The 25,923-nt window shown below is 67.5% G+C and carries 20 protein-coding genes; 17 read left to right on the top strand and 3 right to left on the bottom strand.

Features of this window, described 5'->3' with window-relative positions; genetic code table 11:
* Nucleotides 1-206: 206 nt before the first annotated feature.
* The 12 genes from CFB50_RS01815 (at nt 207) to ugpQ (ending at nt 12,324) form a co-directional block, all read left to right on the top strand.
* A complete protein-coding gene (locus CFB50_RS01815) occupies nt 207-1,133 on the top strand; it encodes a competence protein ComA (RefSeq protein ID WP_089444808.1) in 927 nt (308 codons plus the stop codon).
* Nucleotides 1,130-1,738: a fimbrial protein gene (locus CFB50_RS01820; RefSeq protein WP_089444809.1), complete on the top strand. Its 609-nt coding sequence runs from the start codon at nt 1,130-1,132 to the stop codon at nt 1,736-1,738. The genes CFB50_RS01815 and CFB50_RS01820 overlap by 4 nt, the downstream gene beginning before the upstream one ends.
* Nucleotides 1,735-2,601 (top strand): pilus assembly protein, encoded by an 867-nt coding sequence (locus CFB50_RS01825; protein ID WP_089444810.1) that lies wholly within the window; start codon nt 1,735-1,737, stop codon nt 2,599-2,601. The genes CFB50_RS01820 and CFB50_RS01825 overlap by 4 nt, the downstream gene beginning before the upstream one ends.
* Nucleotides 2,598-4,229, top strand: a complete 1,632-nt coding sequence (locus CFB50_RS01830) for a type IV pilus secretin PilQ (RefSeq protein ID WP_089444811.1) — start codon at nt 2,598-2,600, stop codon at nt 4,227-4,229. Before CFB50_RS01825 ends, CFB50_RS01830 begins: the two co-directional genes overlap by 4 nt.
* A 40-nt stretch (nt 4,230-4,269) precedes the next feature.
* Nucleotides 4,270-4,824, top strand: a complete 555-nt coding sequence (gene aroK / locus CFB50_RS01835) for a shikimate kinase AroK (RefSeq protein WP_039366741.1) — start codon at nt 4,270-4,272, stop codon at nt 4,822-4,824.
* Complete coding sequence (gene aroB, locus CFB50_RS01840) at nt 4,821-5,900, top strand: 3-dehydroquinate synthase (RefSeq protein WP_089444812.1); 1,080 nt, start codon at nt 4,821-4,823, stop codon at nt 5,898-5,900. Before aroK ends, aroB begins: the two co-directional genes overlap by 4 nt.
* Nucleotides 5,901-5,941: 41 nt before the next feature.
* Nucleotides 5,942-7,150, top strand: coding sequence for a deoxyguanosinetriphosphate triphosphohydrolase (locus tag CFB50_RS01845; protein WP_089444813.1), 1,209 nt, complete (start codon nt 5,942-5,944; stop codon nt 7,148-7,150).
* A 90-nt stretch (nt 7,151-7,240) separates the two neighbouring features.
* Nucleotides 7,241-8,575: a sn-glycerol-3-phosphate ABC transporter substrate-binding protein UgpB gene (ugpB, locus tag CFB50_RS01850; RefSeq protein WP_069246942.1), complete on the top strand. Its 1,335-nt coding sequence runs from the start codon at nt 7,241-7,243 to the stop codon at nt 8,573-8,575.
* A gap of 102 nt (nt 8,576-8,677) precedes the next feature.
* Nucleotides 8,678-9,562 (top strand): sn-glycerol-3-phosphate ABC transporter permease UgpA, encoded by an 885-nt coding sequence (gene ugpA, locus CFB50_RS01855; protein ID WP_069246943.1) that lies wholly within the window; start codon nt 8,678-8,680, stop codon nt 9,560-9,562.
* The gene (gene ugpE / locus CFB50_RS01860) at nt 9,559-10,404 is read left to right on the top strand and encodes a sn-glycerol-3-phosphate ABC transporter permease UgpE (protein WP_089444814.1); all 846 of its coding nucleotides are present in this window, start codon (nt 9,559-9,561) and stop codon (nt 10,402-10,404) included. The genes ugpA and ugpE overlap by 4 nt, the downstream gene beginning before the upstream one ends.
* Nucleotides 10,405-10,436: 32 nt before the next feature.
* Entirely contained in the window at nt 10,437-11,522 is a 1,086-nt protein-coding gene (locus tag CFB50_RS01865; protein WP_069246945.1) for a sn-glycerol-3-phosphate import ATP-binding protein UgpC, read from the top strand.
* Between the two features lie 28 nt (nt 11,523-11,550).
* Nucleotides 11,551-12,324, top strand: a complete 774-nt coding sequence (gene ugpQ, locus CFB50_RS01870; RefSeq protein ID WP_089444815.1) for a glycerophosphodiester phosphodiesterase — start codon at nt 11,551-11,553, stop codon at nt 12,322-12,324.
* A 169-nt stretch (nt 12,325-12,493) separates the two neighbouring features.
* Here the strand turns inward: ugpQ and CFB50_RS01875 are convergent, their stop codons facing one another.
* On the bottom strand, nt 12,494-13,225 hold the full coding sequence (locus tag CFB50_RS01875; protein WP_089444816.1) for an OmpW/AlkL family protein: 732 nt from the start codon (nt 13,223-13,225) through the stop codon (nt 12,494-12,496).
* Between the two features lie 193 nt (nt 13,226-13,418).
* Here CFB50_RS01875 and CFB50_RS01880 point away from each other — a divergent pair, with 193 nt between their 5' ends.
* The 5 genes from CFB50_RS01880 (at nt 13,419) to thpR (ending at nt 23,108) form a co-directional block, all read left to right on the top strand.
* Entirely contained in the window at nt 13,419-14,132 is a 714-nt protein-coding gene (locus CFB50_RS01880) for a transposase (protein WP_006477151.1), read from the top strand.
* Between the two features lie 289 nt (nt 14,133-14,421).
* On the top strand, nt 14,422-19,125 hold the full coding sequence (locus CFB50_RS01890; protein ID WP_089444817.1) for a glutamate synthase-related protein: 4,704 nt from the start codon (nt 14,422-14,424) through the stop codon (nt 19,123-19,125).
* 85 nt (nt 19,126-19,210) lie between these two features.
* On the top strand, nt 19,211-20,677 hold the full coding sequence (locus CFB50_RS01895; protein WP_089444818.1) for a glutamate synthase subunit beta: 1,467 nt from the start codon (nt 19,211-19,213) through the stop codon (nt 20,675-20,677).
* 365 nt (nt 20,678-21,042) lie between these two features.
* Nucleotides 21,043-22,533, top strand: coding sequence for an alanine/glycine:cation symporter family protein (locus tag CFB50_RS01900; RefSeq protein ID WP_089444819.1), 1,491 nt, complete (start codon nt 21,043-21,045; stop codon nt 22,531-22,533).
* Nucleotides 22,530-23,108 (top strand): RNA 2',3'-cyclic phosphodiesterase, encoded by a 579-nt coding sequence (gene thpR / locus CFB50_RS01905; protein WP_089444820.1) that lies wholly within the window; start codon nt 22,530-22,532, stop codon nt 23,106-23,108. Before CFB50_RS01900 ends, thpR begins: the two co-directional genes overlap by 4 nt.
* A gap of 96 nt (nt 23,109-23,204) precedes the next feature.
* Here thpR and CFB50_RS01910 read toward each other — a convergent pair whose 3' ends face one another.
* The gene (locus CFB50_RS01910; RefSeq protein ID WP_089444821.1) at nt 23,205-24,521 is read right to left on the bottom strand and encodes a D-amino acid dehydrogenase; all 1,317 of its coding nucleotides are present in this window, start codon (nt 24,519-24,521) and stop codon (nt 23,205-23,207) included.
* Nucleotides 24,522-24,546: 25 nt separating this feature from the next.
* A complete protein-coding gene (locus tag CFB50_RS01915) occupies nt 24,547-25,809 on the bottom strand; it encodes an MFS transporter (RefSeq protein WP_089444822.1) in 1,263 nt (420 codons plus the stop codon).
* Nucleotides 25,810-25,923: the final 114 nt, after the last annotated feature.

Raw genomic sequence — 25,923 nt, forward strand, 5'->3', positions numbered from 1 at the left:
CCGCGATTATAGCTGCCCGGTAAGACCGGTCCTGACGCGGGGGCCGCCCGCCGCGAAGACGCGGCCTGGCGTACTTCCAGCATAGCCCGCGCATGGTCGTCGCGAGCGGATGCTGGCCATTAGGCCGACTGTCGGCCGCACGCGCTGATTTGCAGAATCAGGTCTCGGAAACGCGGCATGGGCCGCGACGAATTCGGGAGGCTGGGATGGCGGGACGATGGCGAGCGCGGTTTGCACAGGGCGGGCACCGGTCGACGGGAATCGACGTCGGTGCGCATGAGGTGAGGGTGGTCGTGTTGAGCCGGCGCGGCCGGGGCGCGGAGGTGTGCGTCGAGGGACTCGAGCGGGAGCCGGTCGGGTTGGCGGGCGGGCCGGAGGATGCGCGCTGGGCGGCTGTTGCGCGCGCGCTGGCCGCCGCCGTGTCGAGGCTGTCGGCGGCCGGCGTGCGGTGCGACGCGCGCGGCGTGATGGCGTTGCACGATGACGAGATGCGCACCGCAACGCTCGACCTGGCCGGGCGGGCCGACGTCGAGGACGCCGCGCGGCAGGCGGCCGAACGCATCTCGGGGCTGGCGCCGGACAGTCTCGCGTTCGACTGGCGGCAGGAGGGCGGCGCGGGAGCGGGCGAGATCGAGGTTGCCGTGGCGCCGCTGGCGCTGCTCGAACGGCGGATCGACGTGGCTGCCCAGGCCGGTGTCGACCTGACGGTGGTCGACGGCGAGTCGGCCGCGGCGCTGCGTGCGTTGCGCTATGCCGCGCAATTCGAACCCGACGCGCAGGCGGGCCCCTACGCGGCGCTCTGGTTTCATGACTCGGGCGTGCACGGCTGGCGAATCGACGGCCCGTTGGCCGTACCGGTGCTGACGCTGTCCGGCGCCGTGCCGGGGGCGTTTTCCGATGCATTGCGCCAGCGCGCGCTCGGGGCCGTGTGTTGCGTACTTGTGTCCGGGGACGAGCGTTGCATCGCCCGCTTCGACACGTCCGTCGCCGAGATCGGCGATGTGCTCGGTGCGGTTGCGGTGTCGTTCGACTGCACGGGCTGGAGCGGGCAGCCGTGCCCGCCCGCCGGCATGCCGGGCGGCCCGGCATGGGCTGTCGCATTCGGGCTGGCATTGCGCGGGGTGTGGGAATGACGGCCTGTCGTGCGGAGCCGGGCGGTTTCAACCTGCTGCCATACCGCGAGCGGCTGGCGCGGGCGTTGCGACGTCGCCGGGCCGCGCAGTGCGGTGCGGCGATTCTGTTCGGTGTGCTCGGCGCCGGCCTGTGGACGGGCGCTGCCACCGCGGCGGCGTGGCGTGTGGATGCCGAACGTGCAAGCGTGGAGGCGCGGCTGCGGCAGTTGCAGCCGCAGGTGGGGGCCGCGACACGCGCAGCCAGGGCGGCGGCCGTTGCCGCGCAGCGCGATGCGCAGGCGGCCGAGCTTGCCGCGCCTTATCGGCACGTCGCAGGGCTGCTGGCCACGCTGGCGCAGGTGCGCGACGGCACCGTCCGGCTCGACGCGCTGCGCACGACGTCGGCCGGTGCCGTGATCGACGCGCGTGCCGCGAGCTACCGGGCGGCCGCGCGATGGCTCGCGGGGATGGCACGTGAGCAACGTGGCTGGCGGATCGATATCGATGTGTTGAAGCCTGCTTCCGATGCGCCGGTCGCTACAGGCGGGATGCCGTTCCGGTTCTCGGTCCAGCTGCGCTGGCACGACGCGATGGCGTCCCGGAAAGCGTCGGGAGGCGGCACATGATGGCGCTCGCGCATCGGCCCGCACTGCGCGGCGACGGATGGCGGGGCGGCATGCGGCGCGTGTCGCCGTCGGCTGCGCACGTCGCAGGCTGCGGGCTCGCATTCGCGGCCGTGCTGGCAGGCGGCATTCATCTGGCGAATGCTGCCGACTGGAGCGGGCTCGCGCATAGCCGCGTGTTGCTCGCAGCGGCGCAGATGCGGGAGGCCGACGCGCGGCGTGTCCTGGTGGCCGCCGCACGGCAACGCGGCGTGCAGCCGGCGGCGGCACACGGCGATCGCTCGCCGCGTACGCCGGAATGGGCCGCTTTGATGCTGGAACTGGCGGATCGCGCCGCGTCGAGCGGGCTGCGCGACGTATCGATCGAACCGCTGCGCGCCGATGGCGCGGGGCCGGACGGCAGGCGCTCGGTGCATATCGTCGCGTACGGCGGCTTTCGCGCGTTGCTGCAGATGGTCGGCGGGCTGGCCCGTTTCCCGGTGCTGGCAGTGCCGTCCGCGCTGCGTGTCGAACGGGGAAAGGAGGCCGCGCGCGTGGAAATGTCCGTCGACGTGTTTCCGGAGTTGCCGGCGCCAACGTCCACGGGCGGGGAGGCGCCGGTTCTGGCCGACACGCCCGGCGCCGATCCGTTCGGCGAGGCCTGTTCGTCCGAAGCGGAGGGGGCGGCTGCCCGCCTGGCCGGCACGATTCGCGACGGTCATGCAGGTCTTGCACTGTTCGACGACGGTGACGGCGCGTTCACGGCCGTGGTCCCCGGCGATACCGTCGGGGCCGCGCGGGTGGTGCGCGTCGATCCCGTCGCCGTGACGCTGGCAACAGCGGACGGCGCGTACCGGGTCACGCTGGACGACGGGAGGCGGCCATGATCAAGCACGGATGCCGGGTGCTCGTCGTTTGGGCCGGATTGACCGCGGCTAGTGCAAGCGCGTCGTTGCCGCCGCTGCCGGCCGTCTGGCCTGCCGCATCGTTGGATACGCAGGTGCCGGGCCTGCCGTTGCCACAAGGCGTGGTGGACGGTGCGGATCACACCGTATCGACGGAGGCCGGCCCGCCGCCGTTCGACCAGGCGGCTCGCGCGGCGCTTCAGGCGGAGGCCGCCACCCCGGCACCCGGGCTGGAGGGGCCGCCGATCCCGTTGGCGCCGCCGGCACGGATGAGCGACGCTGCGGCCCGGCAGCCGGGCGATGCGGACGACACGCGGCGGATCTCGCTGAATTTGCAGGGCGCGGGGCTTGCGGCCGCGTTCGACGCGTTCGCGCGGTTCACCGGACTCAATATTGTCGTCAGCGAGCAGGTGCGTGGCACCGTCACGTTACGTCTGAACAATGTCCGCTGGCGCGATGCCTTCGACACGCTGCTCGACACACACGGGCTCGCGATGTCCCGGCGGGGCAACGTGATATGGGTCACGCCGGCGGCCGAACTGGCTGCCCGCGAACGCGAGCGCTTCGAAATGCACGCGCGGGCCGCCGATCTGGAGCCGCTTGCGAGCCGGACGTTCGCGCTGCACTACCCGCGTGCGCAGGACGTGCAGCGGCTCCTGGCCGGCGCGACCGGCCAGCGCCTGCTGTCGAAGCGTGGTGCCGCAGCTGCCGATCCGCGCACGAACCTGCTGTTCGTCACCGATCTCGCGCCGCGTCTCGACCAGATCGCGAGCCTGATCGATGCGATCGACCGGCCCTCACGGCAGGTCCGGATCGAGGCCCGCATCGTCGAGGGCGAGCAGGGTTTTTCGCGTAATCTCGGCGCGCGCGTCGCGCTGCGGGCGCAGGAGCGGCCGCCGTCGGGCGAGAGCGCCATGTTTATGACCGGTGCCCGCAACGCGCTCGACCTGGCTGCGCGGCCGCTCGGCGGCTTCGAAGCGGCAACCGCCGGCTTCACGCTGTTCGCCGCGCCGCTCAGTCGCATGCTCGACGTCGAGCTGAGCGCGCTCGAGGCGCAAGGGCGGGGCCAGATCGTTTCGAGTCCGCGCGTGGTGACCGCCGATCGCGTCAAGGCCATCGTCGAACAGGGCTCGGAGCTGCCGTACCAGGCGAAGGTCGGCAACGGCGTGAGCGGCGTGCAGTTCCGCCGGGCGACGCTCAAGCTCGAGGTCGAGCCGCAGATCACGCCGGACGGGCGTGTGGTGCTCGACCTGGACGTGACGAAGGACAGCATCGGCGAGCCGACGGCGGCCGGCCCGGCGATCCATACGAAGCACGTCCAGACGCGCGTCGAGGTCGAGAACGGCGGGACGGTCGCGATTGGCGGGATCTATGAGCAACTGAACCGGAACGATGTGACGCGCGTGCCGCTCTTGGGCAAAATACCGTTTCTGGGCGCGCTTTTCCGGCACCGCGCGCAACGCGATCAACGTAACGAACTGGTCGTCTTCATCACGCCGACCGTCGTCGATGCGCGCTGCAATGCGCCCGGCGCGGGCGGCGCGGATGCCGAGAAAACGGGGCCGGAAGCCGCCGGCGCAGGCTCGACAAGGCAGCCGCTTTGCCAGTAAGCTGCGCCACACACCAGCAAGATTGAAGCAGAGGAAGCCGTTGCAAGCGCGGGACCCACATGCAAACGTATTTTTCGTCGGCCTTATGGGAGCGGGTAAGACCACCGTGGGCCGTGCGGTCGCGCGTCGTCTCGACAGGACGTTCTTCGACTCCGACCACGAAATCGAGGCCCGCACGGGCGCGCGCATTCCTGTGATCTTCGAGATGGAGGGCGAGGCCGGGTTTCGCGATCGCGAAACGCAGGTGATCGCCGATCTCACGCAGCGCGAGAACATCGTGCTCGCGACGGGCGGCGGTGCGGTGCTGCGCCCGGAAAACCGCGACTGCCTGAAAAGCCACGGCATCGTCGTCTACCTGCGCGCCAATCCGCACGATCTGTGGCTGCGCACGCGCAAGGACAAGAACCGCCCGCTGCTGCAGACCGAAGATCCGAAGGGGCGTCTCGAAGCGCTGTACGAAGTACGCGACCCGCTGTACCGCGAATGCGCGGATTTCGTCATCGAGACCGGCCGTCCGTCCGTCAACGGTCTCGTCAACATGGTGCTGATGCAACTCGAACTGGCGGGCGTCATCGCCAAGCCGCTACAAGCATGATTACTGTCAACGTCGATCTGGGCGACCGCGCCTATCCGATTCATATTGGCGCCGGCCTGATCGGCCGCGCCGAGTTGTTCGCGCCTCATATCAAGGGCTCGTCCGTCACGATCGTCACGAACACGACGGTCGATCCGCTCTACGGCGACGCGCTGCGCGCGGCGCTTGCGCCGCTCGGCAAGCGCGTGTCCACGGTCGTGCTGCCGGACGGCGAGGCGTACAAGAACTGGGAAACGCTGAACCTGATCTTCGACGGCCTGCTGACCGACCGCGCGGACCGCAAGACGACGCTCGTCGCGCTCGGCGGCGGCGTGATCGGCGACATGACGGGCTTTGCGGCCGCGTGCTACATGCGCGGCGTGCCGTTCATCCAGGTGCCGACGACGCTGCTGTCGCAGGTCGATTCGTCGGTCGGCGGCAAGACGGGCATCAACCACCCGCTCGGCAAGAACATGATCGGCGCGTTCTACCAGCCGCAGGCCGTGATCGCGGACATCGGCGCGCTGACGACCCTGCCCGACCGCGAACTGGCGGCCGGCGTCGCCGAGATCATCAAGACCGGCGCGATCGCCGATGCGGAATTCTTCGACTGGATCGAGGCGAACGTCGACGCGCTGAACCGTCGCGACCCGGCCGCGCTCGCGCATGCGGTGAAGCGCTCGTGCGAGATCAAGGCGGGCGTGGTGGCGGCCGACGAACGCGAAGGCGGCCTGCGCGCGATCCTGAATTTCGGCCATACGTTCGGCCATGCGATCGAGGCCGGCCTCGGCTACGGCGAGTGGCTGCATGGCGAAGCGGTTGGCTGCGGGATGGTGATGGCGGGCGACCTGTCGGTGCGGCTTGGCCTGCTCGACGAAGCATCGCGGCAGCGTCTCGATGCGGTGATCGCGGCCGCGCACCTGCCGACCCGCGGGCCCGCGCTCGGCGACGCGCGCTACATGGACCTGATGCGCGTCGACAAGAAGGCGGAGGCCGGCGCGATCAAGTTCATCCTGCTGAAGCGATTCGGCGATACGCTGATCACGCAGGCGCCGGACGAAGCCGTGTTCGCCACACTGGCGCAGACTACCCGCTAACGGCGGCCCGGATGCCCCGGCGCCCCTGACATGGAGGAGACGTGAGCGAGACATCCAGCAGCACACTGCCCGAAGCCGGCCGCGCATCTGCTGCGCCGGTGGCCGAGCCGCCGACGCTGGCGGCGCTGGAAGCCCATCTCGCTCCGTATGCCGCACACGCGTCGCAGTCGCGCGGCCGTCGCCATCCGGAAGCACCGCCGGCGGCGCGCACCGAATTCCAGCGCGACCGCGACCGCATCGTCCATTCGACCGCATTTCGCCGGCTCGAATACAAGACGCAGGTCTTCGTCAATCACGAAGGCGACCTGTTCCGCACACGCCTCACGCACAGTCTCGAAGTCGCGCAGATCGCGCGCTCGGTCGCGCGCAACCTGCGCCTGAACGAGGATCTTGTCGAGGCGATCTCGCTCGCGCACGACCTCGGCCATACGCCGTTCGGCCATGCCGGGCAGGATGCGCTGAATGCCTGCATGCGCGAGCATGGCGGCTTCGAGCACAACCTGCAGAGCCTGGCGGTCGTCGACGAGCTCGAGGAGCACTACGGCGCGTTCAACGGGCTGAACCTGTGCTTCGAGACGCGCGAAGGCATTCTGAAGCACTGCTCGCGCGAGAATGCGCGCAAGCTGGGCGCGCTCGGCGAGCGCTTCCTGCAGGGCCGCCAGCCGTCGCTCGAAGCGCAGCTCGCCAACATCGCGGACGAGATCGCGTACAACAACCACGACGTCGACGACGGCCTGCGCTCCGGCCTGATCACGATCGAACAGCTCGCGGAAGTCGAGCTGTGGCAGCGCCACTACGAGGCGGCGCTCGCCGAATTCCCGCACCTCGAAGGCCGCCGTCTCGTGCACGAGACGGTGCGCCGCATCATCAACACGCTGATCGTCGACCTGATCGACGAGACGACGCGCAATCTCGCGCGTGTCGCCCCCGCGTCGCTCGACGACGTGCGCGCCGCGCCGCCGCTCGTGTCGCACAGCGAAACCGTTGCCGCGCAGGCGGCCGCCCTCAAGCGTTTCCTCTTCAAGAACCTCTATCGCCACTACAAGGTGATGCGCATGGCGAGCAAGGCGCAGCGCGTCGTCACCGGTCTGTTCGACGCGTTCATCGACGATCCGCGCCTGCTGCCGCCGCCGTACCAGTCCGACGATGTCGCGCAGCAGCCGCGGCTCGTCGCGCACTACATCGCCGGCATGACCGACCGCTTCGCGCTGAAGGAGTATCAGCGCCTGTTCGTCATCAACGACAACTGACTGTCACAAACGATCACTAGACTTCGCCGGTTCAATGGCGACGGGAATGTTGCACACGCTGTTGGTAACGTTTTCATAGGAGAGAGGTCGATGAAGAAGAAGCCTGCGGGGACACTGGTTCGTTCGATCGCGCTCGGCGGCGCGCTGATGTTCGGGGTACAGCACGTGGCGCTCGCCGCGACGGAAATCCAGTTCTGGCATGCGATGGAGGCCGCGCTCGGCGAGCGGGTCAACGCGATCGCCGACCAGTTCAACGCGTCGCAGAGCGACTACAAGATCGTGCCGGTCTTCAAGGGCACCTACGACCAGGCGCTCGCGGCCGGCATCGCCGCCTATCGCAGCGGCAACGCACCGGCGATCCTCCAGGTCTACGAAGTCGGCACGGCCACGATGATGCAGGCGAAGAAGGCTGTCGTGCCCGTCTACGACGTGTTCAAGCAGGCCGGCGTGCCGCTCGACGAAAAGGCGTTCGTGCCGACCATCGCGAGCTACTACAGCGACGCGAAGACGGGCCATCTCGTATCGATGCCGTTCAACAGCTCGACGCCGGTGCTGTACTACAACAAGGACGCGTTCAAGAAGGCCGGGCTCGACCCGAACCAGCCGCCGAAGACGTGGGCCGACGTGCAGGCCGACGCGGAGAAGCTGCGCAAGTCGGGGATGGCATGCGGCTTCACGACTGGCTGGCAGGGCTGGATCCAGCTCGAGAACTACAGCGCGTGGCACGGGCTGCCGTTCGCGAGCCGCAACAACGGCTTCGACGGTACCGACGCGGTGCTCGAATTCAACAAGCCGCAGCAGATCGCGCACATCTCGTTCCTGCAGCAGATGGCGAAGGACGGCACGTTCACGTACGCGGGCCGCAAGGACGAAGCGTCGGCGAAGTTCTACAGCGGCGACTGCGGGATCCTGACGACGTCGTCGGGCGCGCTCGCGAACGTGCAGAAGTTCGCGAAGTTCAGCTACGGCACGGGCATGATGCCGTACGACGCGAACGTGAAGGGCGCCCCGCAGAACGCGATCATCGGCGGCGCGAGCCTGTGGGTGCTGGCGGGCAAGGATCCGGCGACCTACAAGGGCGTCGCGAAATTCCTCGCGTACCTGGCCTCGCCGGCTGTCGCCGCGAAGTGGCACCAGGACACGGGCTACCTGCCCGTGACGACCGCGGCGTACGACCTCACGCGCCAGCAGGGCTTCTACGCGAAGAACCCGAGCGCCGAAACCGCGATCAAGCAGATGCTGAACAAGCCGCCGCTGCCGTACACGAAGGGGCTGCGCCTGGGCAACATGCCGCAGATCCGCACGGTGGTCGACGAGGAGTTCGAACAGGTCTGGGCGCAGAAGAAGTCGCCGAAGGACGCGCTCGATTCGGCCGCGTCGCGCGGCGACGAATTGCTGCGCCGGTTCGAGAAGTCGGGCGGCTGAGCCCGCATCGCACCGTGCTGTCGGCCGCGTCGCATCCTGTACGGATGCGCGTGCCGGCCGGCGGCACGCCCCCTTTCCGTTGCGCCTGACCGGATATCCGCGATGCAATCCCGTTCCCGTTTCGGTACGAGCCTGTTGCCGTACCTGCTGATCGCGCCGCAGCTCGCGATCACCGCCGTGTTCTTCCTGTGGCCGGCCGGCGTCGCGCTATGGCAGTCGACGCAGATGCAGGACGCGTTCGGCACGTCGAGCGAATTCGTCGGCCTCGCGAACTTCACGCACCTGTTCGCCGATCCGCTGTATCTCGATTCGTTCCGCACGACGCTCGTGTTCAGTTCGCTCGTCACGGTGAGCGGGCTCGTCGTTTCGCTGATTCTCGCCGCGTGCGCCGATCGCGTGATCCGCGGCGCGCGCGTGTACCGCACGCTGCTGATCTGGCCGTATGCGGTTGCCCCGACGATCGCCGCGGTGCTGTGGGCGTTCCTGTTCAACCCGAGCATCGGCCTGATCACCTATGCGCTCGCGAAGAGCGGCATTGTGTGGAACCACGCGCTGAACGGCGACCAGGCGATGTTCCTGGTCGTGCTCGCGTCGGTGTGGAAACAGGTGAGCTACAACTTCCTGTTCTTCTACGCGGGCCTGCAGGCGATCCCGCGCTCGCTGATCGAGGCGGCGGCGATCGACGGCGCCGGGCCGGTGCGGCGCTTCTTCAACATCGTGCTGCCGCTGCTGTCGCCCACCAGCTTCTTCCTGCTGGTCGTGAACCTCGTCTACGCGTTCTTCGACACGTTCCCGGTGATCGACGCGGCCACCGGCGGCGGCCCGGCACAGAGCACGAAGACACTGATCTACAAGATCTTCGCGGAGGGCTTCCAGGGGCTCGACATCGGCAGCTCGGGCGCGCAGTCGGTCGTGCTGATGATCATCGTCGTCGGGCTCACGGTGATCCAGTTCCGCTTCGTCGAACGCAGGGTGCAATACGCATGATCGAAAATCGCAAGGGCTTCGACCTGTTCTGCCACGCGGTGCTGATCGCGGGCGTCGTGCTGATCGTGTTTCCCGTCTACGTCGCGTTCTGCGCGGCGACGATGAACGCGCAGGAAGTGTTCACGGTGCCGCTGTCGCTCGTGCCGAGCACGCACCTGTTCGAGAACGTCGCGTACATCTGGGGGCACGGCAGCGGCGGCACGACCGCGCCGTTCGGCCGCCTGCTCGTGAACAGCTTCGCGATGGCGCTCGGCATCGCGGTGGGCAAGATCGCGGTGTCGATCCTGTCCGCGTACGCGATCGTCTATTTCCGCTTCCCGTTCCGCAACACGGCGTTCTGGCTGATCTTCATCACGCTGATGCTGCCGGTGGAAGTGCGGATCTTCCCGACCGTGCAGGTCGTGTCGACGCTACACCTGACGAACACCTATGCGGGGCTCACGCTGCCGCTGATCGCGTCGGCGACCGCGACGTTCCTGTTCCGCCAGTTCTTCATGACGCTGCCCGACGAGCTGATGGACGCCGCGCGCATCGACGGCGCGGGGCCGCTGCGGTTCTTCTGGGACGTCGTGCTGCCGCTGTCGAAGACGAGCATCGCGGCGCTGTTCGTGATCACGTTCATCTACGGCTGGAACCAGTATCTGTGGCCGATCCTGATCACGACGGAGGCCTCGCTGTCGACGGCGGTGGTGGGCATCAAGACGATGATCGCGAGCGGCGACGCCGCGACCGAATGGCAATACGTGATGGCGGCGACGCTGCTGGGAATGATCCCGCCGCTCGTCGTCGTACTGGCGATGCAGCGCTGGTTCGTGCGCGGCCTCGTCGATTCCGAGAAATAAATGACGGACGGCAACCGGGAGAAAGACCAAGAATGGCTGCGCTGAGCTTGAAGGGCGTCAGGAAATCCTATGACGGCAAGCAGCACGTGCTGCATGGCATCGACGTGGAGATCGCCGACGGCGAATTCATCGTGCTGGTCGGCCCGTCGGGCTGCGGCAAGTCGACGTTGCTGCGGATGATCGCGGGGCTCGAGACGGTGACGGACGGCGAGATCGCGATCGGCGAGCGTGTCGTCAACACGCTGGAGCCGAAGGATCGCGACATCGCGATGGTGTTCCAGAACTATGCGCTGTACCCGCACATGACGGTCGCGCAGAACATGGGCTACGGGTTGAAGATCCGCGGGATCGAGCGCGCAACGATCGATTCGCGGGTGGCCGCGGCCGCGAAGATCCTCGAGCTCGAGCCACTGCTCGCACGGCGGCCGCGCGAGCTGTCGGGCGGCCAGCGGCAGCGCGTCGCGATGGGGCGCGCAATCGTGCGCGAGCCGTCGGTGTTCCTGTTCGACGAGCCTTTGTCGAACCTCGACGCGAAATTGCGCGTGCAGATGCGGCTCGAGATCCAGCGGCTGCATGCGCGGCTCGCGACGACGAGCGTCTACGTCACGCACGACCAGATCGAGGCGATGACGCTCGCGCAGCGCGTGATCGTGATGAACCGCGGCTACGCGGAGCAGATCGGCGCGCCGGTCGACGTGTACGAGAAGCCGGCGACGGTGTTCGTCGCGGGCTTCATCGGCTCGCCCGCGATGAACCTGATGCACGGCCGGCTGTCGGACGACGGCGCGACGTTTACGGTCGCGGGTGGCGGCCCTGCGCTGCCGGTCGCAGGCGCCCCCGGCATCGGCGCGGCGATCGCCACCGGGCGCGACTGGGTGCTCGGCGTGCGTCCCGAGCACATGACGCCGCAGCCGGGCGTCGCGCAGGCGACGCTGCCGGTCGACTCGTGCGAGCTGCTCGGCGCGGACAATCTCGCGCACGGCCGCTGGGGCAATCATGACGTCGCGGTACGCTTGCCGCACGCGGACCGTCCCGCGCGCGGCACGGCGCTGGCGGCCTCGCTGCCGGCGCACCGGCTGCATTTCTTCGATCCCGAGACCGGCAAGCGTGCCGGCTGAACCTGCTGACCTTGCCGAGAGACCGACGATGACGACCCGTACCGACTGGTGGCCTTATCCGCGCGTCGTCGCCCATCGCGGCGGCGGCACGCTCGCGCCGGAGAACACGCTCGCCGCGCTCGACGAGGGCGCGCGCCGTGGCCATCGGATGGTCGAGTTCGACGCGAAGCTGTCGGCCGACGACGTGACGTTCCTGCTGCACGACGATACGGTCGACCGCACGTCGAACGGTCACGGCGCGGCGGCAGGCATGCGTTATGACGCGCTGGCCGCGCTCGATGCGGGCGCGTGGCGCGACGCGCGCTTCGCGGGCGAGCGGATGCCGACGCTCGAGGCGGCGGCGGCGCGCTGCCTCGCCCACGGACTGGCCGCGAATGTCGAGATCAAGCCGTGCCCGGGGCGCGAGCGCGAGACGGGGCAGCGCGTGGCGGCCGACGCAGCCGTGTACTGGCGCGATGCCGCGGTTCCGCCGCTCCTGTCGTCGTTCTCGTTCGACGCGCTGCAACAGGCGCGCGCGACGGCGCCTGCGCTGCCGCGCGGGATGCTCTACGAGGCCGTGCCGGACGACTGGCATGCGCAAGTCGTCGGCGCGCTCGGCTGCGTTTCGTTGCATGCAGACCACAAACAGCTCGACGAGCCGCTCGTGCGCGCGATCAAGGCGGCCGGGCTGCGCATCCTGGTTTACACGGTAAACGACCTCGAACGGGCACGCGAACTCGCGCGCTGGGGTGTCGATGCGGTCTGCACGGACCGGATCGACCTGATCGGCCCGGCTGCGCTGGACGACATCGCCATTCCCTGACGGCCGCGCCGACGGCCGGCGAAACCCGTGCCGGGAACGTGCCTGACGCGAAAAAAGACGCCCCGACGGGATTCCTGCCGGGGCGTTTCGCATCGTGGAGACGTTACGTCAGGAAAAATCCGCTACAAATTGCAGCAGGATTAACCATTCCCCAAATATTCGACTACGCTTAGAAGCGGTAGCCGACGTTCAGGTACGTGACGATCGGATTCAGCGAGATCTTCGCTTTCGACGTTTCGGTCAGGGTGCCGACCGGGGTCCGGCGGGCCGTCGTGAAGGTCGCGGTCACGCTGACAGGGATGTACGAGAGCGACAGGCCCGCGAACCAGTGCTTCGTGAAGTTGTACGTGAAGCCGGCGTTGAAGACGGGCGCCCACTGGTTGCTGGTCGTCGCGCTGGTCGGGCCGCCGAGCACGCCGTTCTCGAAGCTGCTGTTCGTGATCTTGGCGCCGGTGAACCAGACATACGTCGCGCCGACGCCGACATACGGACGGAACTTCGCGTTGGCGTCGTTGAAGTGGTAGCGAAGCAATACGGCGGGGCTCCACTGGTACGCACGGCCGAGGACGCCGAACTTTTCGAACTGACCCTTGCCGGTGATGTCGAACTTCGGCGGTATCCCCATGACGAGCTCGGTGGAGATGTGGTCGGTGACGAAGTAGCCCGTTGCGAGCCCAAGCGTATCGGCGTCGTTGATGCCGGCGCCCGTGTTGGGAATCGATTGGTTGATGGGCGTGCCGCCGACGCGGTAGAGGAACAGCGGGTCGCTGCTGTCCTGCGGCGCAAGGTGCAGCCAGCCGGTGCTGACGTAGAAATCACCTGCGGATTGTGCATGTGCCGTAGCGCCCGCCAATGAGAATGCGAGTGCCGCGGCCCCCGTAATGGCCAGTTTTCGTTTCATTGTGTCTCCTCCGATCAAAGGCGTGCTCATTATGACGACTGCGTTTAAAACCAAACAAGCTCGTAAGTTAGAGTTTTCTCCCTAGGTTTCGTACGACCGTACGCTTTCGCGCCCAGCGGGGACAGGCATTCTACGCAGGTGCGCATTTTCGGACCCCCGGGTATTTCCTAACGCGTTCAAACGGACATTCAGCATGGCACGGTTAGCACGACTCTACGTTCCCGACCAGCCGCAGCACGTGATACTGCGCGGCCTGGATCAGCAACCCGCGTTCGTCGACGACCAGGACTACGAACTCTTCATCGATTGCCTGAAGGCCGCCGCGCGCGATCATCACCTGTCGGTGCACGCCTACGTGCTGCTGCCCCGCCAGGTGCAACTGCTCGTGACGCCGAGCGACGAAGCAAGCCTGCCGAAAGCGATGCAGGCCGTCGGTCGCCGCTACGTCGCGCATTTCAACCGGCGCTATTCGCGGCGCGGCACCCTGTGGGAAGGCCGCTATCGCGCGACCGTGATCGAAGGCGAGCGCTATTTCCTGCTCGCGAGCCGTGTGGTCGAGATGAGCCCGGTGCGCGCGCAGCTCGTCGCGACGCCCGAGGCCTATCGCTGGTCGAGCTACCGGCACCACGTCGGGCTCACTGTCGACAGCCTGATCACCGACCATCCGCTCTACTGGGCGCTCGGCAATACGCCGTTCGACCGCCAGCGCGCGTACAAGGAGCTGTGCGAGCAGCCGCTCGACGAGCGGCAGGCCGACCAGCTGCAGCAGGCGACGTTGAAGGGTTGGGTGCTCGGCGGCGAGAATTATCGCGAGTGGGCGGCGCGTACCGCGAACCGGCGGGTGTCGCCGCTGCCGCGCGGACGCCCCAGAAAGGTGCGTGAAAACACGCCGCCGATCCAGCAGTAACGCAGGACCGGCGGTTCAGGAGGCGGCGCTGCGGGCGCCGCTTCTTTTTGCACCAAAACTATACGACCCCAATAAAACGGCACCAGATCGAGGCACGCGTTTAATTGGGGTTCGATCAAGCGGTTTTTGTTGCTATTCCTTTGATTCGTCGCGTATATTCCGAATTCCGGTGGCCCGGGCGAAGCATGCCCATCCACGGTCGGCCGTGCCGTCTCCCGTCGGGAGCGGGATCGACGGCAACAAGAAAATGGTTCAACGGCCTCCAGGCCCCCTTTACGACGGTGTCCCCATGAACGACCACCAGCAGCCGCTCGCCGCGGTGCCCGCCGCACAAGGTCTGTATGACCCGCAAAACGAACACGACGCCTGTGGCGTCGGCTTCGTCGCTCACATCAAGGGCAAGAAGAGCCACGAGATCATTCAGCAGGGTCTGAAGATCCTCGAGAACCTCGATCACCGTGGCGCGGTCGGCGCCGATCCGCTGATGGGCGACGGCGCGGGCATCCTGATCCAGATTCCGGACGCGTTCTACCGCGAGGAAATGGCGAAGCAGGGCGTGAATCTGCCGCCGGCCGGCGAATATGGGGTCGGCATGATCTTCCTGCCGAAGGAAAACGCGTCGCGTCTCGCGTGCGAGCAGGAGCTCGAGCGGACGGTGAAGGCCGAAGGCCAGGTCGTGCTCGGCTGGCGCGACGTGCCGGTCGACCATGCGATGCCGATTTCGCCGACCGTGAAGGCGAGCGAGCCGCTGATCCGCCAGATCTTCATCGGCCGCGGCAAGGACATCATGGTGACGGACGCGCTCGAGCGGAAGCTGTACGTGATCCGCAAGACGGCGAGCCACCGCATCCAGGCGCTGAAGCTCAAGCACGGCAAGGAATACTTCGTGCCGTCGATGTCGGCGCGCACGATCGTCTACAAGGGGCTGCTGCTCGCGGGCCAGGTCGGCGTGTATTACCGCGACCTGCAGGACACGCGCGTCGTGTCGGCGCTCGCGCTCGTGCACCAGCGCTTCTCGACCAACACGTTCCCGGCGTGGGAGCTGGCTCACCCGTACCGGATGATCGCGCACAACGGCGAGATCAACACCGTGAAGGGCAACGTGAACTGGTTGAACGCGCGTACCGGCGCGATCGCGTCGCACGTGCTCGCCGACGATCTGCCGAAGCTGTGGCCGCTGATCTACCCGGGCCAGTCGGATACCGCATCGTTCGACAACTGTCTCGAGCTGCTGGTGATGGCCGGCTACCCGCTCGTGCACGCGGTGATGATGATGATCCCGGAAGCGTGGGAACAGCACACGCTGATGGACGAGAACCGCCGCGCGTTCTACGAATATCACGCAGCGATGATGGAGCCGTGGGACGGCCCGGCCGCGATCGCGTTCACCGACGGCCGCCAGATCGGCGCGACGCTCGACCGTAACGGCCTGCGTCCGGCCCGCTACATCGTCACCGACGACGACCTCGTCATCATGGCGTCGGAAGCCGGCACGCTGCCGATCCCCGAATCGAAGATCGTCAAGAAGTGGCGCCTGCAGCCGGGCAAGATGTTCCTGATCGACATGGAACACGGCCGCATCATCGACGACAAGGAACTGAAGGACAACCTCGCGAACGCGAAGCCGTACAAGAGCTGGATCGACGCCGTGCGCATCAAGCTCGACGAGATCGAGCCGAAGGCCGAGGAAGTCGCGGCCGGCCGCACGCAGGGCGCCGCGCTGCTCGACCGCCAGCAGGCGTTCGGCTACACGCAGGAAGACCTGAAGTTCCTGATGGCGCCGATGGCGCAGCAGGGTGAGGAAGCCGTCGGTTCGATGGGCAACGACTCGCCGCTGGCGGTGATGTCGAACAAGAACAAGACGCTCTATCACTACTTCAAGCAGCTGTTCGCGCAGGTCACGAACCCGCCGATCGACCCGATCCGCGAGAACATGGTCATGTCGCTCGTGTCGTTCATCGGCCCGAAGCCGAACCTGCTCGACACGAACAACATCAACCCGCCGATGCGTCTCGAAGTGTCGCAGCCGGTGCTCGACTTCAAGGACATCGCGAAGATCCGCGCGATCGACCAGTACACAGGCGGCAAGTTCAGCGCCTACGAGCTGAACATCTGCTACCCGGTCGCCTGGGGCAAGGAAGGCATCGAAGCCCGCCTCGCGTCGCTGTGCGCGGAAGCCGTCGACGCGGTGAAGTCGGGCTACAACATGCTGATCGTGTCGGACCGCAAGACGGACGCCGAGCATGTCGCGATTCCGGCGCTGCTCGCCACGTCGGCGATCCACTCGCACCTCGTCCAGCAAGGGCTGCGCACGAGCACGGGCCTCGTCGTCGAGACGGGCTCCGCGCGTGAAACGCACCACTTCGCGCTGCTCGCGGGCTACGGCGCGGAAGCCGTGCACCCGTACCTCGCGATGGAAACGCTCGCGAAGATGGCAGAAGGGCTGCCGGGCGACCTGTCGCCGGAGAAGGCCGTCTACAACTTCACGAAGGCAGTCGGCAAGGGCCTGCAGAAGGTGATGTCGAAGATGGGCATCTCGACGTACATGTCGTACACGGGCGCCCAGATCTTCGAAGCGCTCGGCCTGTCGAGCGACCTGGTCGAGAAGTACTTCAAGGGCACCGCGTCGAAGGTGGGCGGCATCGGCCTGTTCGAAGTCGCGGAAGAGGCGATCCGCCTGCACCGCGACGCGTTCGGCGACAGCCCGGTCCTGCGCGACATGCTCGACGCGGGCGGCGAGTACGCGTACCGCGTGCGTGGCGAAGACCACATGTGGACGCCGGATTCGATCGCGAAGCTGCAGCACGCGACGCGCAGCAACTCGTACCAGACGTACAAGGAATACGCGCACCTGATCAACGACCAGACCAAGCGTCACATGACGTTCCGCGGCCTGTTCGAGTTCAAGGTCGAGCCGACCAAGGCGATCCCGATCGAGAACGTCGAGCCGGCGAAGGACATCGTCAAGCGTTTCGCGACGGGCGCGATGTCGCTCGGTTCGATCAGCACGGAAGCGCACGCAACCCTCGCGATCGCGATGAACCGGATCGGCGGCAAGTCGAACACCGGCGAAGGCGGCGAGGACGAGAAGCGCTACCGCAACGAGCTGCGCGGCATTCCGATCAAGTCGGGCGAGACGCTGAAGTCGGTCATCGGCGATGAAATCGTCAGCGACATTCCGCTGCAGGACGGCGATTCGCTGCGCTCGAAGATCAAGCAGGTCGCGTCGGGCCGCTTCGGCGTCACCGCCGAGTACCTCGCGTCGGCCGACCAGATCCAGATCAAGATGGCGCAGGGCGCGAAGCCGGGCGAAGGCGGCCAGCTGCCGGGCCACAAGGTGTCCGAATACATCGGCAAGCTGCGCTACTCGGTGCCGGGCGTCGGCCTGATCTCGCCGCCGCCGCACCACGACATCTACTCGATCGAGGATCTGGCGCAGCTGATCCACGACCTGAAGAACGTGAACCCGAGCGCGAGCATCTCGGTGAAGCTCGTGTCGGAAGTGGGCGTCGGCACGGTCGCGGCCGGTGTCGCGAAGGCGAAGGCCGATCACGTCGTGATCGCCGGCCATGACGGCGGCACGGGCGCATCGCCGCTGTCGTCGGTCAAGCACGCAGGCACGCCGTGGGAACTCGGCCTGGCCGAAACGCAGCAGACGCTGGTGCTGAACCGCCTGCGCGGCCGCATCCGCGTGCAGGCCGACGGCCAGATGAAGACGGGCCGCGACGTCGTGATCGGCGCGCTGCTCGGCGCGGACGAATTCGGCTTCGCGACGGCGCCGCTCGTCGTCGAAGGCTGCATCATGATGCGCAAGTGCCACCTGAATACGTGCCCGGTCGGCGTCGCGACGCAGGATCCGGTGCTGCGTGCGAAGTTCAAGGGCCAGCCCGAGCACGTCGTGAACTACTTCTTCTTCGTCGCCGAGGAAGTGCGCGAGATCATGGCGCAGCTCGGCGTCGCGAAGTTCGACGACCTGATCGGCCGCGCCGACCTGCTCGACACCCGCAAGGGCATCGAGCACTGGAAGGCGAAGGGCCTCGACTTCTCGCGCGTGTTCTACCAGCCGGAAGAGTGCGAGGACGTCGCGCCGCGTCACGTCGATGTGCAAGATCACGGCCTCGAGCGTGCGCTCGACCACGTGCTGATCGAGAAGGCGAAGGCCGCGATCGAGAACGGCGAGCATGTGTCGTTCATCCAGCCGGTGCGCAACGTGAACCGGACGGTCGGCGCGATGCTGTCGGGCGTGATCGCGAAGAAGCACGGCCACGACGGCCTGGCCGACGACGCGGTGCACATCCAGCTGAAGGGCACGGCCGGCCAGAGCTTCGGCGCGTTCCTCGCGAAGGGCGTGACGCTCGACCTCGTCGGCGACGGCAACGACTACGTCGGCAAGGGGCTGTCGGGCGGCCGGATCATCATCCGCCCGACCAACGACTTCCGCGGCAAGTCCGAGGAAAACATCATCTGCGGCAACACGGTGATGTACGGCGCGATCGAAGGCGAATCGTTCTTCCGCGGTGTGGCGGGCGAGCGCTTCTGCGTGCGCAACTCGGGTGCGACGGCGGTCGTCGAAGGCACGGGCGACCACGGTTGCGAATACATGACGGGCGGTACGGTCGTCGTGCTCGGCGAGACCGGGCGCAACTTCGCGGCCGGCATGTCGGGCGGTCTCGCGTACATCTACGATCCGGAAGGCACGTTCGCGGCGAAGTGCAACAAGTCGATGGTCTCGCTCGAGCCGGTGCTGCAGCAGGCCGAGCAGGAGCGTACGGTCGACCGCGCGCTCTGGCACGAAGGCACGACGGACGAAGCGCTGCTCAAGGGGCTCGTCGAGCGTCATTTCCAGTTCACGGGTTCGCCGCGTGCGAAGTCGCTGCTGGAAAACTGGGACGCGGCGCGCCGCCAGTTCGTGAAGGTGTTCCCGCACGAATACAAGCGCGCGCTGGGCGAGATCGGTGCGAAGAAGGCGGCGAAGGAAGAGCTGGCCGCCTGAGCGACGAACGACATAGCGAATGCCGCGCGCGCATGATTGCCGCGCGCGGCTCCCCCACCCGATACACCGAACAGAAGAGCACCTTATGGGCAAGGCAACCGGTTTTCTGGAGTTCGAACGCCGCCACGAGGCGTACGAAGCACCGCTCACGCGCGTGAAGCACTACAAGGAATTCGTCGCGGCGCTGACCGACGCGGACGCGAAGATCCAGGGCGCGCGCTGCATGGATTGCGGCATCCCGTTCTGCAACAACGGCTGCCCGGTCAACAACATCATTCCGGACTTCAACGATCTCGTTTACCGCCAGGACTGGCAGCAGGCGATCGAAGTCCTGCATTCGACCAACAACTTCCCTGAATTCACGGGCCGCATCTGCCCGGCGCCGTGCGAAGCCGCCTGCACGCTCGGGATCAACGACGACCCGGTCGGCATCAAGTCGATCGAGCACGCGATCATCGACAAGGCCTGGGCGGAAGGCTGGGTGAAGCCGCTGCCGGCCGAGCACAAGACGGGCAAGAAGGTCGCGGTCGTCGGTTCGGGCCCCGCGGGCCTCGCCGCCGCGCAACAGCTCGCGCGCGCGGGCCACGACGTGACGGTGTTCGAGAAGAACGACCGCGTCGGCGGCCTGCTGCGCTACGGGATTCCCGACTTCAAGCTCGAGAAGTGGCTGATCGACCGCCGCATGCGCCAGATGGAAGCGGAAGGCGTGACGTTCCGCACCAGCGTGTTCATCGGCAAGGATCCGCTGCCCGAGTCGATCGGCAGCCTGGCGAAGGAAACCATCTCGCCCGAAACGCTGAAGGACGAATTCGACGCGGTCGTGATCGCCGGCGGTTCGGAAACGCCGCGCGACCTGCCGGTGCCGGGCCGCGAACTCGCGGGCGTGCATTTCGCGATGGACTTCCTGCCGCAGCAGAACCGCGTAAACGCGGGCGACAAGCTCACGGACCAACTGCTCGCGAAGGGCAAGCACGTGATCGTGATCGGTGGTGGCGACACGGGTTCGGACTGCGTCGGCACGTCGAACCGTCACGGTGCGAAGCAGGTCACGCAGTTCGAGCTGCTGCCGCAGCCGCCGGAAGAGGAAAACAAGCCGCTGGTGTGGCCGTACTGGCCGATCAAGCTGCGCACGTCGTCGTCGCACGACGAAGGTTGCGAGCGCGACTGGGCAGTCGCGACGAAGCGTCTCGAAGGCAAGAACGGCAAGGTCGAGAAGCTGATCGCGGTGCGCGTCGAGTGGAAGGACGGCAAGATGCAGGAAGTGCCGGGCTCCGAGTTCGAAATGAAGGCCGACCTCGTGCTGCTCGCGATGGGCTTCACGCAGCCGGCAGCCACCGTGCTCGAGGCATTCGGCGTCGCGAAGGATGCGCGCGGCAATGCGCGTGCGGCGACCGAAGGCGATCGTTCGTACTACACGTCGGTCGACAAGGTGTTCGCGGCGGGCGACATGCGCCGCGGCCAGTCGCTCGTGGTGTGGGCGATCCGCGAAGGCCGCCAGTGCGCGCGCTCGGTCGATGCGTACCTGATGGGGCATTCGAACCTGCCGCGATAAGCGTAGGTCGGTAGCCGTCGTGGAAACCGGGCGTCCGAAAGGGCGCCCGGTTTTTTTTGCGCATGCGATTCGATGACGTGCCGCGCGTGCGCTGCGTGTTCCGTATCGGGCGACCGACCGGCGTTTCGGCGCGTCAGCCACTGCCACAGGGCGCATCCCGATACGGCCCCGTGTCGCTGCTTCACGATCCTGGCGCTCCCGCAATTTCGCGAAGCGTCGCCTAATCTGATCACATCCGGCTGCAATTTCCCGTCATCCCAAACCTTTCGTTTTGTAATAATCCTTGAAAACTGTCATATCATGTCGCCCCTCGGGCCGCATTCGCGGTGGCTGCATGTGACTGACCCTATTTACAAGGATTCTGGATGGAAGCACTCGTGCAAGGGCTGATCGACGCCGTCAACGGCGTGTTGTGGAACTACGTGCTGATTGCGCTGCTGCTCGGCGTGGGCCTCTGGTTCACGCTGCGGTTCCGGATGATCCAGCTGAAGGCGCTGTTGCTCAGCGTGAAGCTGGTCGGCAGCAAGGGCGAGCCGGGCAGCATCTCGTCGTTCCAGGCGTTCGCGACCGGGCTTGCGAGCCGCGTCGGCACCGGCAACATCGCCGGCGTTGCGGTCGCGCTGACCGTCGGCGGGCCGGGCGCGATCTTCTGGATGTGGATGACGGCGCTCGTCGGAATGTCGTCCGCGTTCGTCGAGGCGACGCTCGCGCAGATCTTCAAGGTGTCGCACGCGGACGGCAGCTATCGCGGCGGCCCCGCGTACTACATCCAGACGGGCCTGCGCTCGCGCGGCTTCGGCGTGCTGTTCTCGCTGTCGCTGATCCTCGCGTTCGGCTTCGTGTTCAACGCGGTTCAGGCCAACGCGATCGCCGATGCGTTCGACACGTCGTTCGGCTGGAGCCGCGCGACGGTCGGTCTCGGGCTCGTGTTGCTGACCGCGCCGATCATCTTCGGCGGGATTCGCCGGATCGCGGCGGTTGCGCAGGTGATCGTGCCGCTGATGGCGATCGGCTACCTCGCGCTGGCGGTCTATGCGGTCGCGACGCATATCGCGCTGGTGCCGGGCGTGATCGCGCTGATCGTGAAGAGCGCATTCGGTCTCGAGCAGGCGGCGGGTGGCCTGACGGGCTATGCGGTCAGCCAGGCGGTCGCGATGGGCGTGAAGCGCGGACTGTTCTCGAACGAGGCCGGCATGGGCAGCGCGCCGAATGCGGCGGCAACCGCCAGCACGCGGCATCCGGTCGTGCAGGGGCTGATCCAGATGCTCGGCGTGTTCGTCGACACGATCGTGATCTGCAGCGCGACCGCCTTCGTGATCCTGCTGTCGGGCCAGTACGAACTGGGCACCGGCATGGAAGGCGCGGCGCTCACGCAGCGTTCGATCGCGAGCCACGTCGGCGACTGGGGCGGCATCTACATGGCGTTCGCGATCTTCTTCTTCGCGTACTCGTCGGTGATCGGCAACTACGCGTATGCGGAAGGCAACGTCGAATTCATCACGAAGCGGCGCGGCGTGCTGCCGCTGTTCCGCGTCGCGGTGCTCGCGATGGTGATGTTCGGCAGCGTCGGGCAACTGCCGCTCGTGTGGGCGATGGCCGATACGAGCATGGGGCTGATGGCGATCATCAACCTGATCGCGATCCTCGCGCTCGGCAAGTACGCACACGCGGCCTGGCGCGACTATCGTCGCCAGCGCGCGGAAGGCGTGGCCGATCCGGTGTTCACGCGCAACACGATTCCGGAACTCGCGAACGTGCTGCCGACCGACGTGTGGGGCGAGCATGGCCCGCTGCCGCAACGTCCGGCCGCGGCCGATGCCGCAAACGTGCCGCGCGCGGTGGTGCGCGAGTCATGAACGGGGACCGGCTGCGCGTGTTCGTCGCGCTGATGCCCGATGCGGCATCGCGCGACGCGCTGCACGCGTTGCCGGTTACCCGGGGCGCGCGGCGTCCGCTGCCCGCGCAGCTGCATGTGACGCTCGCGTTCGTCGGCGCGATCGAGCGGGTGTGCTGCGACGAGCTGGCCGCGTGCCTGCCGGCGCTCGCGGCCGCGCATGCGCTGCCGTTGATGCCGGTCGAACGAATTGCGTGGTGGCCGAGCCTGCCGCGCGCGCGGCTGATCGTCGCCGAGCTGGCCGCCGAGCCGGCGTGCGCGGCGTTGAATGCCGCGCTGTCGGCGAAGCTGCGCGAACTCGGCGTGCCGGCTGACCGGCGGCCGTTCCGCCCGCATGTGACGCTTGCGCGGCTGCCGCACGACGCGGTCGGGCAGCCGGCGCACGGCGGTGCGGTGAAGCGGCCGGTGGCGCTGCGGTTCGACGCGCTCACGCTGTTCGAAAGCCGGCTGTCGCACGAAGGCGTGTCGCATCGGCCGATCGTGTCGGCGCCGATTGCGCGGGCGGACGATGAGGCGGGCGATCAGGCGGCGCAGTGAGCGGCCTGTGAGCTGCGTTGCGATTACCGGCCGCCATGTGTATCGCGTCCGCGCATCGCGTCGACGATATCGTCGGGCCTACCGGGCCTACCGGGCCTACCGGGCGTAGCGCGCGAGCGTCAACCCCGACAGATCGATCTCCGGCTCCCGCCCCGTGACGAGATCCGCCACCACCTTCCCCGACCCCATCGACATCGCCCAGCCCGTCGAACCGTGGCCGACGTTCAGCCAGAGTCCGTCGATCCCGCTCGCGCCCAGCAGCGGCGGCCCGTCGGGCGTCATCGGCCGGCGGCCGACCCAGAAGCGCGCCGACGCGCGATCGGCCGCGTGCGGGAACCAGTCGTCGAGCACCTTCATTAGCGTATCGAGCGCCTGCTGGCGCAGCGCGGCGTGCCGGTTGCCGAGTTCCGCGGTACCCGCGACGCGCAGCGTCGGGCCGAAACGCGTGATCGCCGTCTTCAGCGATTCGTCCATCAGCGCGGCGTGCGGCGATTTTTCGTCGTCGACGACGGCGAGCGTCGCCGAGTAGCCCTTCACCGGATACAGCGGCACGTCGATGCCGTGCGGCCGCAGCAGGCCGGCGCTGTCGACGCCGAGCGCGACGACGAGCGCATCGGCGGCGAGCCGCACGTCGCGGCGCTTGCCGCCGGGGTTCGATGAATGCGGATTCGGTCCGCCATCCTCGTCGCCGTTGCCGACGATCCGCACGCCGCGCACCCGGCCGGCTTCAACGTCGAGCGCCCGCGCTGCCGTGCGAAAGCGGAACGTCACGCCGTTGGTTTCACACAGTGCTCGCAGTTCGCGCGTGAAGCGTGCGCAGTCGCCGGCTTCGTCGTCGGGTAGGTAGATGCCGCCGACGGGCGCCTGCCGCGCCCAGCGCAAGCCCGGCTCGATCGCCGTGCAACCGGCCGCGTCGAGTTCGCGAAACGCGATGCCGGCGTCGCGCAGCACCTTCAGCGCGGGCTGAACCAGCTCGACGTCGAATGCGCCGCGCAGCAGTTGCAGGTAGCCGCGGCTCGCGCCGTAGTCGAACGGATGGCTGTCGCGAAACGCATGCAGGCACGCGCGGCTGTAATACGCGATGCGCTGCATCCGCTGCTTGTTCATACGGAACCGCTCGAACTTGCATTCGCGCAGCCAGCGCGCGATCCAGCGCCACTGCGCGGCGTCGAGCGTCGGCCGGAAGATCAGCGGCGAAGCGGGCTTGAACAGGTACTTGAGGATCTTGCCGGGCATCCCGGGCGCGGCCCACGGCGTCACGTAGCCGGGAGCGATCACGCCCGCGTTGCCGAGGCTCGTCGCCTGCGCGACATCGGCTTCGCGTTCGATCACGGTGACGTCGCAGCCTGCTTCGCGCAGGTGCCAGGCCGTGGTGACGCCGATCACGCCGGCGCCGAGAACGATCACGTGCATGCGGTTTCCCGAACGAAGAGGCCGCTCACGACGCGACGGCCGGATCGTCGACGAGCGACTTGCCGCGCGTTTCCGGCAGCACGAGCGCGGCGACGATCACGAGCAGGTAGCCGCCGCCCGCGACGAGGCCGATCGCTTTCACGAGCGACATCGACTGCGACAGCGCGCCGACGAGGATCGGGAAGAACGAGCCGAGCCCGCGGCCGAGGTTGTAGCAGAAGCCCTGGCCCGAACCGCGGATCGCGCCCGGATACAGCTCCGACAGATAAGCCCCGACGCCCGCGAAGATCCCCTGCACGACGATGCCGAGCGGGAAGCCGAGCAGCAGCATCGCGGTGTCGGTGATCGGCAGCATCGTGTACGCCATGCCGAGCGAGAACGAGCCGATCGCGAACAGGACGAACGACGCGCGGCGGCCGAGCCGGTCGGACAGGATCGCGCCGACCACGTAGCCGACGAACGAGCCGACGATCAGCACGACGAGATAGCCGCTCGTGTTGAACACCGACAGGTGGCGGACGGTTTTCAGGTAGGTGGGCAGCCACGTCGTGATCGCGTAGTAGCCGCCGAGCATCCCGGTGCACAGCGCGCTGCCGAACAGCGTCGCGCGCAGGTGCGGCGGCGAGAAGATCTCGAGGAAGTGGCCCGACACGCGGCCTTCGTCGCGCGCGCGGCGGGTGGCCGTGTAGATGTCGGGATCGCTGACGTTGCGGCGGATGTACAGGATCCACAGCGCGGGCAAGATGCCGATCCAGAAGCACGCGCGCCATGCGACCTGCTCGGGCAGCAGCGCGAAGAACGCCCAGTAGAGGATCGCGGCCGCGCCCCAGCCGAACGACCAGCTGCTTTGCACGGTGCCGACCGCCTTCCCGCGATGCTCGGGCGAGCGGATCGTCTCGGCCATCATGATCGTCACGACCGACCATTCGCCGCCGAAGCCGAAGCCCTGCAGCGTGCGCGTCGCGAGCAGCTGCCAGAACGAATGAGTGAAGCCGGACAGGCAGGTGAACAGCGCGAACGTCGCAATGGTCCACTGCAGTACGCGCACGCGGCCGTAGCGGTCGGCGAGGATGCCGGCGACCCAGCCGCCGAGCGCCGACGAGATCAGCGAGCTCGTCGCGATCATCCCGGCCTCGCTCTTCGTCATGCCCCAGGTGGCGATCAGCGTCGGAATCAGGAACGAATAGATCATGAAGTCGAACGCATCGACCGCGTAGCCGCCGAACCCGGCGTATAGCGTCCTGCGCTCGCGCGTCGACAGTTCGCTGAACCACTGGAATGCCTGCATGCTTGCCGCCCCCTCTTTTGTCTCGTCTCGTGCTCTGCCGTCTGGCGGCTATTTTACGGGCGGGATGCGGGGTGCCAAAAAGGTGAGTGCCGGTGCGTGGCGGCGCGGTGAGCG

The sequence above is a fragment of the Burkholderia sp. AU33423 genome, assembly GCF_002223135.1.
In the GTDB taxonomy this organism is placed as follows: Bacteria; Pseudomonadota; Gammaproteobacteria; order Burkholderiales; family Burkholderiaceae; genus Burkholderia; species Burkholderia lata_D.

Excerpts from the sequence above, each read along its gene's own strand:
- CFB50_RS01900 (WP_089444819.1), top strand. The coding sequence starts at position 21,043 with ATGGAAGCACTCGTGCAAGGGCTGATCGACGCCGTCAACGGCGTGTTG.
- ugpB (WP_069246942.1), top strand. The coding sequence starts at position 7,241 with ATGAAGAAGAAGCCTGCGGGGACACTGGTTCGTTCGATCGCGCTCGGC.
- CFB50_RS01890 (WP_089444817.1), top strand. The coding sequence starts at position 14,422 with ATGAACGACCACCAGCAGCCGCTCGCCGCGGTGCCCGCCGCACAAGGT.
- CFB50_RS01820 (WP_089444809.1), top strand. The coding sequence starts at position 1,130 with ATGACGGCCTGTCGTGCGGAGCCGGGCGGTTTCAACCTGCTGCCATAC.
- CFB50_RS01915 (WP_089444822.1), bottom strand. The coding sequence starts at position 25,809 with ATGCAGGCATTCCAGTGGTTCAGCGAACTGTCGACGCGCGAGCGCAGG.
- CFB50_RS01825 (WP_089444810.1), top strand. The coding sequence starts at position 1,735 with ATGATGGCGCTCGCGCATCGGCCCGCACTGCGCGGCGACGGATGGCGG.
- CFB50_RS01865 (WP_069246945.1), top strand. The coding sequence starts at position 10,437 with ATGGCTGCGCTGAGCTTGAAGGGCGTCAGGAAATCCTATGACGGCAAG.
- CFB50_RS01815 (WP_089444808.1), top strand. The coding sequence starts at position 207 with ATGGCGGGACGATGGCGAGCGCGGTTTGCACAGGGCGGGCACCGGTCG.
- CFB50_RS01830 (WP_089444811.1), top strand. The coding sequence starts at position 2,598 with ATGATCAAGCACGGATGCCGGGTGCTCGTCGTTTGGGCCGGATTGACC.
- ugpE (WP_089444814.1), top strand. The coding sequence starts at position 9,559 with ATGATCGAAAATCGCAAGGGCTTCGACCTGTTCTGCCACGCGGTGCTG.
- aroB (WP_089444812.1), top strand. The coding sequence starts at position 4,821 with ATGATTACTGTCAACGTCGATCTGGGCGACCGCGCCTATCCGATTCAT.
- ugpA (WP_069246943.1), top strand. The coding sequence starts at position 8,678 with ATGCAATCCCGTTCCCGTTTCGGTACGAGCCTGTTGCCGTACCTGCTG.
- CFB50_RS01880 (WP_006477151.1), top strand. The coding sequence starts at position 13,419 with ATGGCACGGTTAGCACGACTCTACGTTCCCGACCAGCCGCAGCACGTG.
- thpR (WP_089444820.1), top strand. The coding sequence starts at position 22,530 with ATGAACGGGGACCGGCTGCGCGTGTTCGTCGCGCTGATGCCCGATGCG.
- CFB50_RS01895 (WP_089444818.1), top strand. The coding sequence starts at position 19,211 with ATGGGCAAGGCAACCGGTTTTCTGGAGTTCGAACGCCGCCACGAGGCG.
- ugpQ (WP_089444815.1), top strand. The coding sequence starts at position 11,551 with ATGACGACCCGTACCGACTGGTGGCCTTATCCGCGCGTCGTCGCCCAT.
- CFB50_RS01910 (WP_089444821.1), bottom strand. The coding sequence starts at position 24,521 with ATGCACGTGATCGTTCTCGGCGCCGGCGTGATCGGCGTCACCACGGCC.
- CFB50_RS01875 (WP_089444816.1), bottom strand. The coding sequence starts at position 13,225 with ATGAAACGAAAACTGGCCATTACGGGGGCCGCGGCACTCGCATTCTCA.